At 58.1% G+C, this 16010-nt stretch carries 12 protein-coding genes and 1 tRNA gene; 10 read left to right on the plus strand and 3 right to left on the minus strand.

The window, feature by feature from the left end; genetic code table 11:
• The 10 genes from JL2886_RS15630 to JL2886_RS15675 all read left to right on the plus strand — a co-directional run bounded on the left by JL2886_RS15630 (window position 1) and on the right by JL2886_RS15675 (window position 12030).
• Window positions 1-1086 carry a branched-chain amino acid ABC transporter permease gene (locus JL2886_RS15630; protein ID WP_065272843.1) on the plus strand — a complete coding sequence of 362 codons (1086 nt, stop codon included), beginning with the start codon at window positions 1-3 and terminating at the stop codon, window positions 1084-1086.
• On the plus strand, window positions 1083-1850 hold the full coding sequence (locus JL2886_RS15635) for an ABC transporter ATP-binding protein (RefSeq protein ID WP_065272844.1): 768 nt from the start codon (window positions 1083-1085) through the stop codon (window positions 1848-1850). The genes JL2886_RS15630 and JL2886_RS15635 overlap by 4 nt, the downstream gene beginning before the upstream one ends.
• The gene (locus JL2886_RS15640; RefSeq protein ID WP_065272845.1) at window positions 1850-2623 is read left to right on the plus strand and encodes an ABC transporter ATP-binding protein; all 774 of its coding nucleotides are present in this window, start codon (window positions 1850-1852) and stop codon (window positions 2621-2623) included. Before JL2886_RS15635 ends, JL2886_RS15640 begins: the two co-directional genes overlap by 1 nt.
• A gap of 11 nt (window positions 2624-2634) precedes the next feature.
• Window positions 2635-4530: an AMP-dependent synthetase/ligase gene (locus JL2886_RS15645; RefSeq protein ID WP_065272846.1), complete on the plus strand. Its 1896-nt coding sequence runs from the start codon at window positions 2635-2637 to the stop codon at window positions 4528-4530.
• A 47-nt stretch (window positions 4531-4577) separates the two neighbouring features.
• Window positions 4578-5738, plus strand: a complete 1161-nt coding sequence (locus tag JL2886_RS15650; RefSeq protein WP_065272847.1) for an ABC transporter substrate-binding protein — start codon at window positions 4578-4580, stop codon at window positions 5736-5738.
• Between the two features lie 278 nt (window positions 5739-6016).
• Complete coding sequence (locus JL2886_RS15655; RefSeq protein WP_237028386.1) at window positions 6017-6877, plus strand: MBL fold metallo-hydrolase; 861 nt, start codon at window positions 6017-6019, stop codon at window positions 6875-6877.
• Window positions 6878-7169: 292 nt separating this feature from the next.
• Entirely contained in the window at window positions 7170-8837 is a 1668-nt protein-coding gene (locus tag JL2886_RS15660; protein ID WP_065272849.1) for a transcriptional regulator, read from the plus strand.
• A gap of 200 nt (window positions 8838-9037) precedes the next feature.
• Window positions 9038-10042 (plus strand): NADPH:quinone reductase, encoded by a 1005-nt coding sequence (locus JL2886_RS15665; RefSeq protein ID WP_065272850.1) that lies wholly within the window; start codon window positions 9038-9040, stop codon window positions 10040-10042.
• A gap of 105 nt (window positions 10043-10147) precedes the next feature.
• A tRNA-Gln gene (locus JL2886_RS15670) sits at window positions 10148-10222 on the plus strand.
• 326 nt (window positions 10223-10548) lie between these two features.
• Window positions 10549-12030: a globin-coupled sensor protein gene (locus JL2886_RS15675; protein ID WP_065272851.1), complete on the plus strand. Its 1482-nt coding sequence runs from the start codon at window positions 10549-10551 to the stop codon at window positions 12028-12030.
• A 101-nt stretch (window positions 12031-12131) separates the two neighbouring features.
• Here the strand turns inward: JL2886_RS15675 and JL2886_RS15680 are convergent, their stop codons facing one another.
• From JL2886_RS15680 to JL2886_RS15690, 3 genes are read right to left on the minus strand one after another with little or no spacing between them, the layout of a single operon-like run.
• Entirely contained in the window at window positions 12132-13211 is a 1080-nt protein-coding gene (locus tag JL2886_RS15680) for a sensor histidine kinase (RefSeq protein WP_065272852.1), read from the minus strand.
• A 26-nt stretch (window positions 13212-13237) separates the two neighbouring features.
• Window positions 13238-13684 carry a response regulator gene (locus JL2886_RS15685; protein WP_065272853.1) on the minus strand — a complete coding sequence of 149 codons (447 nt, stop codon included), beginning with the start codon at window positions 13682-13684 and terminating at the stop codon, window positions 13238-13240.
• Between the two features lies 1 nt (window position 13685).
• A complete protein-coding gene (locus JL2886_RS15690; protein WP_065272854.1) occupies window positions 13686-16004 on the minus strand; it encodes a sensor histidine kinase in 2319 nt (772 codons plus the stop codon).
• Between the last annotated feature and the right edge of the window lie 6 nt (window positions 16005-16010).

A 16010-nucleotide genomic window follows, 5' to 3' on the forward strand; every position in this document is an offset into this window, starting at 1 on the left:
ATGCGCATTCATTTCAAAACCACCTATGAACAGGATATCCGCCTGTTCCCCGACATGTGGACGGCCTGCGTTTATGGCCTTCTGATCCTGATTGCCTTTGGCCTGCCATTCCTGATCAACGAGTTCTATATCGGCGAAGTCACCAACGTGCTGATCTGGGCGATTGCCGGTCTGGGTCTGATGCTGCTGACCGGTCAGACCGGTCAGGCCAGCCTTGGCCATGCGGCGTTTCTGGCCATCGGCTGCTATACCAACACGATCCTGATCGAACAGGGGCTGCCGTTCATTCTGGCCTTCCCGCTGGCCGGGGTCATCACCGGGATCGTCGGCGCCGTAATCGCCATTCCGGCCCTGCGGCTGCACGGGATCTATCTGGCGATTGCCACCATTGCCCTGTCGATCCTTGCCGATGACATTATCGTCCTTCTGGAGCCCTGGACTGGCGGCGTGTCCGGCAAGTTCCCGGACATGATCACCATATTCGGGTTCGAGATTGAACGCTGGTCGATGCCGACCCGGTTCTACTATCTGGTGCTTGTCGTCACCATCATCTGCACGCTGTTCTACCGCAACCTGCTGCGCTCGCCCCTGGGCCGTGCCTTTGCTGCGGTGCGTGACAGTGAGGTCTCGGCGACTGCTATGGGCGTTCACATTGCACGCACCAAGGCGACCGCCTTTGGCCTGTCTTGCATGATCACCGGCTGGGCCGGGGCGCTGATGGGATACTATGCGGGCACCTTTAACAACGAGACCTTCTCGATCGTGATTTCGATCACCCTGCTGATGATGATCGTGATTGGCGGCCTCGGCTCCATTCACGGGGCCTTCTTCGGCGCAGTTGTGGTGGCCTTCCTGCCGCAGGGTCTGTCGATCCTCAAAGACAGCGTGATCGGTGGCGGCGTCGCCATCCCGGGGCTGGAAACCGGCGTCTTCGGCATGATCCTGATCCTGTTCATCCTGTTCGAGCCCATGGGCATCTACGGCCGCTGGCTGAAGATCCGGACATGGTTCGAATTGTTCCCCTTTGCGCGCAAGGACATGTTCCGTCGCCAGAAAACCTACCTGAAGACGGAGCGTTTGAGATGAGCCTTTTGGAGATCAAGAATGCAACGCTGAAATTCGGTGGCGTTGTGGCTGTGAACGATCTGTCCTTCTCGGTCGAGGAAGGCGAGGTCTACGCCATCGTCGGCCCGAACGGGGCAGGGAAGTCGACCGTGTTCAACCTGATTTCGCGGTTCTACGAACCTTATGCGGGCTCTTTCACCTTCGACGGGCAGAACCTGCTGGATCGCAAACCGGACGAGGTGGCGGATCTTGGCATTGCGCGGACCTTTCAGAACATTGAACTCTTTGATCACGCGACGGTGTTGCAGAACCTTCTTGTGGGGCGGCACCGCCACCGCAAGTCCACGCTGATCGAAGAGCTGTTCTTTGCGCCGCGTGTGCGCCGCGAAGAGCACCGCCACCGCGAGGCCGTGGAGGAGGTGATCGATTTCCTCGACCTGCAGCCCTACCGGAACAAGATGATCGCTGGCCTGCCATATGGCGTGCGCAAGGTGGTCGAACTGGGCCGGGCGTTGGCCTCGGGGCCGCGGCTCTTGTTGCTGGATGAACCTGCCTCGGGACTTTCGGTTGAGGAAACGCAGGACATGCGTTGGTGGATTGATGATATCCGCAAACAGATGGGGATCACCGTATTGATGGTGGAACATGACATGGGGCTGGTCTCTGGCGTGTCCGACCGCGTTCTGGCGCTGGCGGATGGGGCCAAGCTGGCCGAAGGCACCCCGGCTGAGGTGCAGTCGAACCCGGCCGTGATCGAGGCCTATCTTGGCGCGGGGGCTGTCTGATGGGAGAGCCTTTGCTGGAAATCAAGAACCTCGAGAGCTTTTACGGGCCGATCATGGCAATCCGGGGCGTGTCGCTGAAGGTGGACAAGGGGCAGATCGTCACCGTTCTGGGTGCCAATGGCGCCGGGAAATCCACCCTCCTGAAAACGATCTCGGGCATCATGGATCCTGAAAAGGGCGAAGTGCTGTTCGATGGCAAACCGATTCAGGGGCAGGAGCCGCACAAGATCGTCAGTCAGGGCATCGTACACGTGCCCGAAGGCCGCGAGGTCTTCCCGCTGCTGACGGTGAATGAAAATCTGAGCCTTGGCGCTTACACCCGGTCGGACAGGGCCGAGATCGAAAAGGACCGGGAGATGGTGTTCGACTATTTCCCGATCCTCGCCGAACGGCGCGACCAGGAGGCCGGGACGCTGTCCGGCGGCCAGCAGCAGATGCTGGCGATCGGGCGTGGGCTGATGCTGCGGCCCAAGATCATGCTGCTGGATGAACCCAGCCTAGGCCTTTCGCCGCTTCTGGTGCAGGAGATCTTTGCCATTCTGCGGCGGCTCAACGCCGAGGAACACGTGACCATGATGCTGGTGGAACAGAACGCCCGCATCGCGCTGGAACTGGCGGACGTGGGCTATGTGATGGAGATCGGCCGCATCGTGATGGACGGCACCGCCGACCGCCTGATGCAGTCCGAGGACATCCAGGCCTTTTATTTGGGCCACCAGGAAGAAGGCCAGCGCGGAGAGAAACGCTGGAAACGCAAGAAGACGTGGCGATGAGGGGGGAAGGGATGAACATGCAAAACCTTGGACAGACCGCACACCCGCAGGTGGTTCTCAACGGCGTTTCGTTCAACGCAGAGCCGGGCCAGCGCCCGGTGTTGGTGGACGGCTGTGACACCATCGTGAAACTGTTTCAGCTGCGTTGTCAGGCGCTGGGCGACCGAACTGCTCACCGCGAAAAGGATATGGGCATCTGGAAAGCCTATTCCTGGAACGATTACTGGGATCACGCGAAATGGATTGGCCTTGGCCTGATGTCGCTGGGTCTGAAACGCGGCGAGGTGGTGTCGATCTTAAGTGAGGACCGGCGCGAGTGGCTTTACTCCGATCTGGGTATTCAGGGTGTTGGCGGGATTGCCTCTGGCGTCTACACCACGGACTCTGCCTCGCAGCTGGCCTATCTGGTCAATGACAGCGACAGCCGGTTCCTGTTTGTCGAAAACGACGAACAGCTCGACAAGTACCTTGAGATCGCCGATCAGGTTCCGGGGCTGGCCAAGGTCATCATCTATGAACGCGAAGGGCTGCATGATCTGGATCATGAAAAATGCCTTTTCATCGAGGATCTGTACGAGCTGGGTAAAGCCTATGAAGCGCGCCATCCCGGCACCTTCGAGGCTGAAATTTCCAAATCCCAGCCCGAGGACACGGCGCTTCTGATCTATACATCGGGCACCACGGGCATGCCCAAAGGCGCTATGCTCAGCAATGAGAATATCCTTGCCTCGACCGAGGCGGGGGCGCGGGCGCTGGAAGTCTACAAGACAGACGATCAGCTGTGTTTTCTGCCGCTGTGCCACATCCTTGAACGCAACGTGTCGGTCTATTTCCCGCTCGCGGCTTCCAGCACGGTGAACTTCGCCGAAAGCCCGGAAACCGTGTTCGACAATATGCAGGAGGTCTCTCCGGCGACCTTTTTCGCGGTGCCACGGGTCTGGGAAAAGATCTACTCCCGGGTCCTGGTTCTGGCGCAGGAAGCCACGCCGATTGGCCGTATTGCCTTCCATCAGGCGGTCAAGGCCGGGCGCAAGCGGGCGCAATACGTGATGTACGGAAAACCCGTCCCTTCGGGCGTGGCGGCGTCTTATGCCTTCTGGGATTTTGCGGTTCTGCGCAATCTGCGCCGGATGCTGGGCATGGACAAGATGCGCCGCGGCGGAACCGGCGCCGCGCCGATCTCACCCGAGCTATTGGAATGGTACTGGTCCATCGGTGTGCCGCTGATCGAAGGCTACGGCATGACCGAGAACGCCGGCCTGTCCACCATCAACACTTTCGACACCAACGCGCCGGGAACGGTGGGGCACGCGGTGCCTGGGGTCGAGGTGCGCATCGCGGAAGACGGGGAGATCCAGACCAAGGGGCTCAACAACTTCCAGGGTTACTGGCGCAACAATGAAAAGACCGCCGAGACCTTTACCACCGATGGCTGGCTGCGCACGGGTGATGTCGGCAGGCTGGATGACAAGGGCAATCTGACCATCACCGGCCGAATCAAGGACATCATCATCACCGCAGGCGGCAAGAACATCACCCCGGCCGAAATCGAAAGCCGGTTGAAGTTCAGCCACTATATCTCGGATGCGGTGGTGATCGGGGACGGGCGCAAATATCTCACCTGTCTGATCATGATCGATCAGGAAAATGTTGAGAAATTCGCGCAGGACCGCAAGATACCCTTTAGCGACTTTGCATCGCTCTGTGCCGCGGAGGAGGTGGTACAGCTGATCGGAGCAGAGGTCGAAGCTGTGAACCGGGACTTTGCACGGGTCGAACAGATCAAGGATTTCCGCCTGATCAACGTTCTTCTGACGGCCGAGGACGACGAGTTGACCGCAACGATGAAACTGAAACGCAGTTTTGTGGAGAAGAAGCACAAGGCACTAATCGACGACATGTACTAGCGGCGGCGACAAGGAACGCCGGACAGTTATTTAGGGAGGAAGCGAAAATGAAAAAACTGACATCTGCGCTGACGATGGCGGCTGTAGCCCTTGCCGGGGCCACGGCTGTTCAGGCCGACACCCAGGGGGTTACGGACAGCGAAGTCGTAATCGGCTCGGTCAATGACCTCAGCGGTATCTTTGCTGCGGTGGGCGTGCCGGCGGTCAATGGCGCCAACCTGCGCTTTGACGAAATCAACGCCGCAGGCGGTGTGCATGGTCGCCAGATCAAGTTCGTCGTCGAGGACAACGGCTATCAGATCCCGCGCGCGATGCAGGGCTACAACAAGCTGCTGAACCGCGACAAGGCTTTTGCCATGCTTCTGTCGCTGGGCACACCGATGAACGTGGCTGGCTTCAAGCTGCTGGACCCCAAGGGCATTCCGAACATCAGCCCGCTGTCCGCCGCGCGTCAGATGCTTCAGGACCCGATGCACAACAAATTCATCGGCTTCTCCAGCTATTACGATCAGGTGCAGGTCGGGGTGAAATATCTGGCCGGTGAATTCGATGCCAAGGAAGTCTGCTCGATGTATATCCCGTCGGATTTCGGCAAGGAAATTCAGGAAAGCACCGAGGATGTAAGCAAAGAGCTGGGCCTGACCTATGCGGCGGAAACCTCGCACAAGCCGGATGAGCTGGATTTTGTCGGCTCGCTCACAAAGCTGAAGTCCGCTGGCTGTGACGTGGTGACACTGGCGCTGGGCGTGCGGCAGGGCATCACCGTTGTCGGCACCGCCAAGAAACTGGGCTGGACCGATGTGAAATTCCTCAACACGTCGGCCGGGTTCCTTGATGTGGTTGCTGCCGTTCCTGGTGGTGTGACCGATGGTCTTTACGCGGCGGCTGGCTGGGTCAGCCTGATCGCCCGCGCCGAAGATCCGGTGCCGACCGAATTCATGAAAGCCTACGAGGAAAAGTTCGGTCAGCCGGCCGGTGGCTTTGCCATGCTGGGGTATTCCGCAGCGGATACGGTCATTCGCGCGCTTGAGGCCGCAGGTCAGGATCTGACGCAGGAAAGCTTTATCAAGGGGATGGAGAGCCTCAATTTCTATGATGAGCTGACCGACAGCAAGATCACCTATGCGGCGGATGATCACCGTGGTGCGGACGATATCGTGATCTCGGTTGTCGAAGATGGCAAATGGAAAGAGCTGAGCCGCCAGTAACGCGCGCTCTTTAGTTATTCTGATATGAACCGGTGCGGGGTGACCTGCGCCGGTTTTCTGTTTGTCAGCCGCGTCTGTTTTTGCCCGGTGTTCTGCGCCCGGCTTTACATTGCTAAACCCCAAATTATATAAATTCGCGTACGTGAATATAACTGCGCCATGGCGGCCGGATATTTGCGCAGATGCATTATTGGGAGGCAGGTGCAATGGGTGTGAACAGAAGAGAATTTCTGCAAGGGGCAGGGGCCAGTATGGCGTTAGCAGGATCTGCTGCTGATATGGCATCGGCGGCTGCAGCCTCGGGCGGCGATCAGCTGATGATTGGCGATATGTCCCTTCAAACCCTGTCTGATGGCAACCTTGTGCTGCCTCAGGGGTTCCTGTTTCCCGAGCAGTCGCCAGAGCAGCTGATGCCCATCCTGACACGGCACGGCGTTGCCCAGGATCCGATGGAACCTCCGCTGAACGTCACGCTGATGCGTCAGGGCGACCGCGTCGTGCTGTTCGATGCCGGTTCCGGCCCGGCCTTCCAGGCCAGCGCGGGGCAACTGCCCGCCGCGCTGGAGGCGGCAGGCGTATCCCCCGAGGACGTCACCCATGTGGTGTTCACCCATTGCCACCCGGATCACCTGTGGGGCGTTCTGGACGATTTCGATGATCCTCTGTTTGCCAATGCCGAACATTTCATCGGACAGCAGGAATGGGATTTCTGGTTCGACCCCAGCACCATTGACACGATCGGCGAGGCCCGCGCTACCATGGCCGCCGGGGCGCTTCGGCGGATGGAGATCCTGGAGGACCAGATCACCCGGTTCCGCGATGGCGAAGAAATCCTGCCCGGTGTCGCGGCGCGGGCGACCTATGGTCATACGCCGGGCCATATGTCCTTTGAACTCAGGTCCGGCAGCGAGAGCGTGATGGTGCTTGGCGATGCCATCGGCAATTCCCACGTGAGCTTTGAAAGACCCGACTGGCACGTGGGATCCGACCAGGATGCAGCCATGGCCGCTGCCGCCCGCATGAGCTTGCTGGATCAGCTGGCTCACGAGCAGACGCGAGTGATTGGCTACCATCTACCAGAGGGTGGTTTGGGTCAGGTCGCGCGCAAGGGTGACGGTTACCGGTTTATCCCGTTGTAACTTGCCTCCTTGTAAATTTGGCCTAAGTTAAACTATGTTTTTAAGAGAAGCCGCGCCCAGCGTCGTCTGGGGCGCGGTTAAAGGCGGAAAATCCGAATTTCTTCGGAAAATCCAGCTTATTGGCTTGGCGGCAATTCATTCCGTTACTATTCCTATGCGTGTTTAAGGAAACTTGATACATGTAAATTTCAATTCAATTATCTTTATTTATTTGAAAAGGTGATTTTTCACTACATCTTTGCGTCGCATTGTTGTAATTTGATCCTGCGATCACGGTCGATTAGGTGGATTAATGTGTAATTTGATCAAGTTGAATCAGTTCGGCGCGTTCGGTGTATTTCTGTCGGATGGCAGCAGCGTACCCCTAGGGGCCAAGCATCAGGCCTTGATGGCCCTTTTGGCGACCTCAGCATCGGGTATCCGAACAAGAGCATTTTTAGAACACACTTTGTGGAGCCTTGCTCAACCTGAACAAGCAAAGGCCAGCCTGAGGACGGCATTATCGACGCTAAAACGCCATCTGGGACCGGAAGCGGCCCAGGCGATCACAGCTAACCGGGAACGCGTTACTCTGGACCTGTCACGGGTGGAGTTCATTGAGCCCGAGGATCAGGCCGAGTTCATGGAGGGTTTCGAACTGCCGCATGAGACCCGGTTCGAAAGCTGGCTGGCCCAGATGCGGGCGGACTTCGAGGCAAAGCAGACAGGGCAGCCCACCGGCGGCGCTGGGCAAATCGGGCAAACCGGTCGGGTGCAGTATAATGATCTTCTGCCTCCGATCGCGGTCTTGCCCTTCGTGCAACACACCCCGGGCGAGGACACCTCGCCCTTGGGCTCATTGCTGTCCGAAGAACTGTCTCGCTGCCTTGCACGCAGTCAGGCTTTTACCGTGACATCTTATCTGGCCTCGCGGCAATTCGACCCGAACCGGATCCGCCCGATCGAGGTCTCGCAGGTGGCTGGGGTGAACTATTTGGTGTCTGGTGTGGTGCATGTGCGCGGGCAGATGATGAATGCGGATATCGAGTTGCACGATGCGGTGCGCGAAAAGGTGATATGGTCGCGCAGCTTCCAGGGGCCGTTGTCGGACCTGATGGCGGGACAAAGCGCGGCCCTGAGGGACGCCACGCGCCAAATCGGTCAAACGGTTGTGGGCGAATCGATCCGCCTTATCGGCTTCAAGCCGCTGGCAGGGCTGGAGGGGCACACGCTGTTAATGGGTGCTATTTCCCTGATGCAGGACATGAACCCCGCTTCCTTTGAAAAGGCACGTGAAATCCTGAACGTGCTGCTGAGCCGGGCCCCGCAGCATCCGCTTGCTCTGACATGGATGGGGTTCTGGCACGTACTGCGGATCCAGAAGGGTTTTTCCAACGATCGACAGCTTGATATCCATCTTGCAGAACAGCTTGCGACCTCGGCGCTCAGCGCGGATCCGTCTTTCTCGTTGGCGCATACGCTGAAGGGCGTGATTTCCAGCCATCTGCTGTTCCATTTCGATCTGGCGCAGACTTCCTATGATCTGGCTTTGAAGGACAATCCAAACGAAGCCTTGGCCCTGCTGCTCAAAGGTACCACCCGGGCCTATCAGGACCGCCCGGACGAGGCGGTGCAACTGACCGATGCCGCGCGACGGCTGTCCCCACTGGGGCCGCAACGCTATTATTTCGACGCGGAATCCGCAGTCGCGAACCTGACCGCGCGAAATTATGGGCGGGCGATCGAGCTTGCGGACCGGTCGCTTGAGGCAAATGCCTCCTATCCGACCAGTCTGGGGACCAAGGCCATTGCTTTGCAGATGTCGGGGCGCACCTCCGAAGCCCGCGATACGGTTCAGGATCTTCTGAAGGCCGCGCCAATGTTCAATATGAGCCGGTACCACAACTACACGCCGCTTGCGGCAGGACCCGCCGGAGAGGAATGGGGGCATGCGCTGAAAATGGCGGGTGTCCCGGACTGATACCTCTCTGATCCAGAGCGCTACGCTGAAGCGAGGGGAGGCGTTTGCTGCCTGGCACCCGACAAATCTGTGGGTCTCTGTTCATCGGGGCGGCGCTTTTGTGGGAACCGCCTTGTGTCTGTGGCCGTCTTGAGGCTCCTTGTCTGTCAAAGGTCCGGGCCGACGTCGTTCCGGGCTGACACAGAAAATGGAGCCCCATCATGAAAGCCGTCGTTTACCGCGCCTTCGGACCTGCCCAAAAGGTCCTGTCCCTTGAAACCCTGCCAGCACCCGAACTTGCCTCTGGCGAGGTACGCGTCGCGCTGGCCTATTCCGGCGTCAATCCTTCCGATGTCAAAGCGCGGGCCGGAGCACGGGCGGGTGTCACCGAACTGCCCTTTCCCGCAATCATTCCTCATAGCGATGGCGCGGGCGTCATCACCGAAGTCGGCGAAGGCGTGGAACCGGCGCGAGTCGGGCAGCGGGTCTGGATCTGGAACGGTCAGTGGCAGCGCGCCTATGGCACCGCCGCAAGCGAGATCTGCCTGCCGCAGGAGCAGGCGGTGCCCATGTCTGACACGGTCGATTTTGAAACCGGTGCCGCGCTTGGCATTCCGGGGCTGACCGCCTGTCATACCGTGTTCTCCGGTGGCGAGGTTTCCGGCAAAACCGTTCTGGTGCAGGGCGGGGCAGGGACCGTAGGTCTTCTGGCTGTACAATTGGCCAAATGGGGCGGTGCGCGGGTGATCGCGACCTGTTCCGCAGCTGCGCGAGACCGTGTTCTGGCGGCCGGGGCCGACGCGGTGCTGGATTACAGCGCTACGGACCTCAGCGACCAGATCATCGCTGCAAATGACGGCCAGCTCGTCAATCTGATCGTCGAGGTGGAGTTTGGCGCCAACGCCGAGGTGGACGCGGCAGTGATCGCCCCGAACGGCCGGATCACGGCCTATGGCTCGGCAAAGGCGATGCAACCCGCCTTGCCCTTCTATCCGCTGATGTTCAAGGCGGTCACGTTGGAGATGGCTCTGGTCTACCTGCTGACGCCGACCCAACGCGAGGCGGCGATCGCCCGTTTGAATCGCGCCCTGGAGGCTCAGGCCCTGTCGGTTCCCGTGGCGAAAATCTTTCCTCTGGCCGAGGCCGCCGCAGCGCATGAAGCCGTTGAGGGTGGTGATCGCAAAGGCGTGATTTTGCTGCAAACTTCTGAAAATCCAATGAAATAAGGGGCGAGAAAGGGGGGCGCCTGCGGTGTTGGGAAAAGGATGTCAGATTTTTTCAAAAACCCTCTTGCACCCCCCCGCAACTAACTTTAGACAGCGCCTCACCGATGGGGTGTAGCCAAGTGGTAAGGCAGCGGTTTTTGGTACCGTGTATCGTAGGTTCGAATCCTACCACCCCAGCCATCGGCCCTTTCCCGACAGATTGAGTACTCGGATCACCCGTTAAGCCCCAGATCGCCCCGGTTACGGTCCCGGTTCGTTTGGGGAGTGTCGAGGAGGGGTGCACTGTTGCAACGGTTTGGCGCGTTGCGAACCGACCCTGGCCCTGTCATGGGCTAGCACTCTTGCCCGTTCATCCGACCGCATCGCGTTTAAGCTGATCCCGCTCCCGTAATGCGTTCGTAAAATAATAGAAAATTGCATATTTTTAATGGATTTCATTTAGTGAGAGATTGGTGGCCTCGCTTGGGGCCGAATCTTTTAATGTTTTCAGTGGTTGCGAGGCTGTTATGATAAAGGAGCACGAAGAGGCGCTATCGAAGTTTGGCTTTGATGAAGTCGTGAAAAAATATCTGATTGAGGGCGGAGAATTGGTTGTTCCGCTGTTGCCTCAGGTTTTGGATCGTTTTTATGGTGTCGTAATGGATGATCCCGAAATGGCGCGTTTTTTTCCAAATCAGGAATTGATGGATCAGGCGAAGCTTGGACAGCAAAAACACTGGGAGATGTTGTTGTCGGGCGCGTTTAGCGAAGAGTATTTTGCAAGTGCCTATCGGATTGGCCGAATCCACCCCCGCATCGGCTTGCCATTTTTGTTCTATCTTTCCGGCTATGCGCAGGCGGTTTCGCACATTCAGGAGCTTCTTCTGGAGCGGAACCAGGGCATTTTAGGTCTGTTTAGAAGGCACAATGTTCCAAAGATCATAAGCGCCCTGACTCGTGCCTTTTCGCTGGATACTCATCTGGTTCTGGATGCGCATTTTTCTGCCGAAAAGGAAGAGCAGGAAACGGCTTTTGCGCATCTGACGGCGGGTATCGACCGGATGGCGGCGCGGGATCTGACACAGCTTATCCCCGGGCCGGAGGCAAGCGACTACCCTGAGCGCTACGATCCGGTGCGCAAGGCCTTCAATGGGTTGATCTGTACTCAGCGTGATGTGCTGCATACCATCCAGGATGCGGCCTCCCGGTTGAACATTCGCGCCAATGAGGTGGTCCAGTCGGCAGAGGATCTGTCACAGCGTACGGAATCCCAGGCAGCGACCTTGGAAGAAACAGCGGCTGCGGTCGAGCAGATTACCGTGAGCATGCATGCGTCGGCCGATGCGACATCGGAAACCACCAAGATCGTCCATAGCACCAGAGACGGGGCCGCGCGCGGGGGCGAGGTGGTTCAGAGCGCCATTCAAAAGATGCAGGATATCGAGGATTCATCGCATCAGATCTCGCAGATCATCAATGTGATCGATGATATCGCCTTTCAAACCAACCTACTGGCACTGAATGCGGGGGTGGAGGCCGCAAGGGCGGGGGAAACCGGCAAAGGCTTTGCCGTGGTTGCCTCTGAAGTGCGAGCGCTGGCGCAAAGGTCAGCGGATTCTGCAAATGAAATCAAATCACTGATCAATGTCAGTGCGGGCCACGTGGAGGGGGGAGTGACGCTGGTTAATGATACCGGCGAGGCTTTGACCATGATCCGCGGTGATATTGGCCGGACGGTCGAGTTGACGTCGGAAGTCGCCAACTCAGCGCAGCAGCAATCCACTGGTCTTGGTGAAATCAACGTCGGTGTGTCGCAACTGGATCAGGTGACGCAGCAGAATGCGGCAATGGCGGAACAGGTGACGGCGGCGGCGCTCTCCATGACCGAGGACGTCGGCAGGCTGAACACGTTGATTGGATCCTTTGATATCGGAAGGCCGACAATCGGTTGCGCTGAGGCAGAAGCCATGCCGGAGAGCACCTCTGCTGCCAATTTGCGGGCTGGTTGAAGTCTGCTCAGAGCTGCGAACCGGTAACGACAGCCTGAACGGTGGGGCGGGACAGACCCGCCCGCGAACCCTGCTGAGCCTCCCGCTATAGGGCGACGTTCCTAGTTGTCTTCTTCCTCGGGGCGCTGTTTGATTGTGAAATGTATCGTGGTGCCGACGTCGGTATCGGCGGCGCACCAGATTTCCCCATCATGGCGTTCGGCGATCTTGCGACAGGTGGCAAGGCCAAGCCCGGTGCCAGGCAATTCTTCGGTTTGCTGCAGACGGCGGAAGGGTTCGAAGATTTTGTCGTGGAAATCTTCCGGCACCCCGACGCCATTGTCCGCTACCGTGAACTGGATCCCGTTTGGAATTTCGGCGGCAGAGACTGAAATGACCGGGCTGGAAGGGCCAGCGTATTTGATCGAGTTCCCGATCAGGTTCTGCAGCAGCTGCGCGACCTGCGGCGCGATGCAATCCACCGACAGCCCGTTGGCCTTCCAACGCACCTCGGCGCCGCTTTCCGAAATATCCTTGGCCAGAGCCATCTGGGCGCGTTCAAAAAGGTTTTCCACGGACACCTTCTCTTGGTTGGAGGGGCCATTCAGGTTGATGTGGCTGGCAAGACTTTCGATCAGCTCGGACATGCGCCTCACTGAAAGTTTCATCATTTCGAATTCCCGGGCCACCTCATCCATATTGCCGCTCTCGAAATCCTCGATGATCTGTTCGCTCAGAAACTCGATGGCGCGGACGGGAGCCCGCAGGTCATGCACCAGAACATCCGAAAACAGGCTCAGCTCCTGCCGGTGTTCTTCCAGTTTCCAGCGCATCTTGGAGAGCTTTATGCCGTTTTCGATCATCCGGTTCAGCGCCGTTTCGGTCATGATCGATTTTGGAATGTAATCAGACGCGCCTTGCAGAATGGCGCTCTTGGCGATTTCCTCGTCTCCTTGGCCGGTCATCAGGAAAATTGTCGCCTTTGGCCATGTCTTTGAAAAATGTTCCAGAAGCTCCAGGCCGGACATGCCGGGCAGCAGGTAGTCCAGGAAAATGACATCGATGTTGTCATCCGTGTAATCCAGCGCCGCCTGTCCGTTGCTTGCTTCCCGGAATGACCGCTTTCCCGCCGGAGCCCGCAGCAGCCTTCGGACCAGCTTGCGATCACCCTCATCATCGTCCACGATCATAATGTCGAGCATTTGAAAATTTTCCTTTTGTGCCTGCTCTAAATTTCCGGAATTTCGACGACGCGCCAATAGTTGTCCAAGGTTGTCATCAGATCCAAGAACATATGTCCGGCTCGGGCTTTGACAATATAACCTGCAACATTGTTCAGATAGGCCATTTCAATATCACGTTCATCATCCGATGTGGTCAACATGAAAATAAGCGTTTTGCGAAGCTGAGGGTCCTCTCTGATTTTGCCCAGTAATTCTAAACCATTCATGCGCGGCATATTAATGTCGCATAAAACGACAAAGGTTTTGGGGGGTGTGGTTTCCAGATTTCCACGCAAAAACGCCAGCGCCTCTACCCCATCTTTGAAACGGGTAATCGGATTTGCAATCTTCGCTTTCTTAAAGGCGCGTCGCAAGGCTTTGGCGTCGCCATCATCGTCTTCGACTAGCACGATATTAAGCGCTTTTTCGGATTGGAGGGCGACGGTGTTCATATCAATTCTCCAATGATGTGCTGTCCGGCCCGGTGGGCCAGTGCAGGATAAAGGTTGTGCCGGATTTGCCGTCCGAGTCGATCTTGATCGTGGCGCCGACCAGCCCGGCATGTTTCTTGACGAAGGCGAGCCCCATGCCGCTGGTTTCGACCTCGTCACGGGGTTTCAGGGTCTGGAATATTTCGAATACCTTCTCCTGGTATTCCTGCGGAATGCCGGGGCCATCGTCGGCGACCCGGAACTCAATCTCTTCGGGGCGGTGCGTCAGGTCTATCCAGACGTGCCCATCGGATTTGTCATGATGCCGTATGGCATTGCTGATCAGGTTGAGGAGAACAATCTGCAAGGGAAGGCGCTGAACCTTGATCTGGTCGAACGCGTCGCAGAACTGCACTGTGAGGCCCTCGGGTATGTCCAGAAGGTCGGTCAGCTCCTCGCGCAACTCGGCTCCGGTCACGGAGGTGCTGCTCGCCTTTTCCCGGCCAATCCTGGAATGCTGCAACAGATCGTCCAGCAACCGCTCCATTCTGGTGGCGCGGTTTTGCAGCAGGTCCAGGCTTTCCTGGGTGTCTTCGGTCAGATGCGGGGCAAGATCTTCGGCCAGCCAGGAAGCGGCATTGTTGATCACCCGCAGTGGTGCCTTGAGATCGTGCGACGCGACGTAGGCGAATTGGTCCAGTTCCGCATTGGAACGTTTCAGGGCGCTGATCAGGCTGTTCACCTTTTCATCGGCGGCCTTTTGCGGGGAGATGTCGCGGATCATCCCGATGTATCTTGATCCGCCGGAATAGACTGCGTGGCTGACCGCAATGCCAAGCGGGATCTGGCTGCCATCTTTGCGAACGCCGAAGATTTCGCGGTTCTTGGCCATCTGTTTAGGGTGCCCGGTGAGCAGGGAGCGCGCCACGTGAAGATGGTGTATGTTCGCATCTGCTGTGGGCATCAGCATGGTCACGTTCTGGCCCACGACCTCTTGCGCGGTATAGCCGAACAACTTTTCCGCAGCAGGGTTCATATCCTCGACTGTGCCATCGGCATCGATGGTGATGATCCCGTCCGCCGCACCGTTGAGGATGGCATCAAGCCGGTTCGCTTCCTCAATTCTGGTATTGATCATTTCCGAAAAGCTGAGCGCGAGATCGGAAACCTCATCATTGCGGCTGGTTTCAAAATTCACCGGTTCCGCGCTTTGAATCTTGCTGCGGATTTCGTGGTTGAGCCGGGTCAGGGGGGAGAGCAGGCGCGATGCGGGAAAGGAGGCCGCTAGCGCTGCCATCGCGGCCAGCAGCATCGACAGGCCGGCGGTCGTGCGCAGCTCCTGAAATGCGGGAGCAATCAGGATCTCATGCGGGGCGATGGTCAGAATGTTCAGCCGGAACGGCGTCGCGTTCTGTTGGCCCAGCACGGCCGAGAGATATCCCATGTCATTTGAGCCGGTTTCGAAAAACGCTCCTTCATCGTTGGACGTAAGCCGGTCGGAATAGGGCGGTGGCTGCCAGTCCGGATCCTGATGAAAGGCGAGTGGAGAGCTTTGGGCCTCGCCGTGATAGGAGATGTAATCGAAGTTGTTGCTGACCGCGTAGACCTGAAACCCGGGGGCAACAGAGAGTTCGGCGCTCTGCAGCAGGGGTTCAGCGTCGGCGTTGATGACGATCGCACCAAAGATGTCCCCGTCGCTGTCCTGCAGCGGTCGAACCACCCGGATGGTGGGCGGCCCAACGACACGGCCGTTTTCCCGGTTATAGGTTACTTCTGAAAAATACACCTCGCTGACGCCACGCTCTTTGATGGGCTGCAGATAGGGCTCATTTCCCTTGATCTGGAGTTCGCCAGCGGGGACGACGATCAGCTCTTCGTCAATGCGGTTGACCCGCACCAGTTCCTTCCAGTTGCCTTCTTTCACCAAGAGCCGGACTTGCGAGTATTTCGGCCTTGTCCCCAGGAATTTCAGGAAAATGTCCGATACGCTCTCGGTCCAACCCTCGGTGGATCGGGCAGCGCTGGCCCCCGGAACGTTGGGTTGTTCGTCGCTGAACCGCACCGCGCTGGGTTGTGTGGCAGTGGGTGGTGTCACTGTGGTCTCGGTCTGATCGGGCGCAGGGGCATTGGCTGTCTGCGTCAGCCCTGCGAGGCCTACCGCCTGCGGTACAGAGGCGAGAATTCCGGTATCCAGCTCCATCATGTAGAGCACGCTGTCGATCCGCTGTGCGTAGATGTCGCCGGCCCGCTTCATGCGTTCGCGGGTGGCTGTTTTTACCGTTTCCAAGGAGTGGAAATATCCATAGGCGGAAAAGATCGTCAGTGCCAGCCCAGTGGACAACAGGAC

Source organism: Phaeobacter gallaeciensis, from assembly GCF_001678945.1.
GTDB lineage: Bacteria > Pseudomonadota > Alphaproteobacteria > Rhodobacterales > Rhodobacteraceae > Phycobacter > Phycobacter gallaeciensis_A.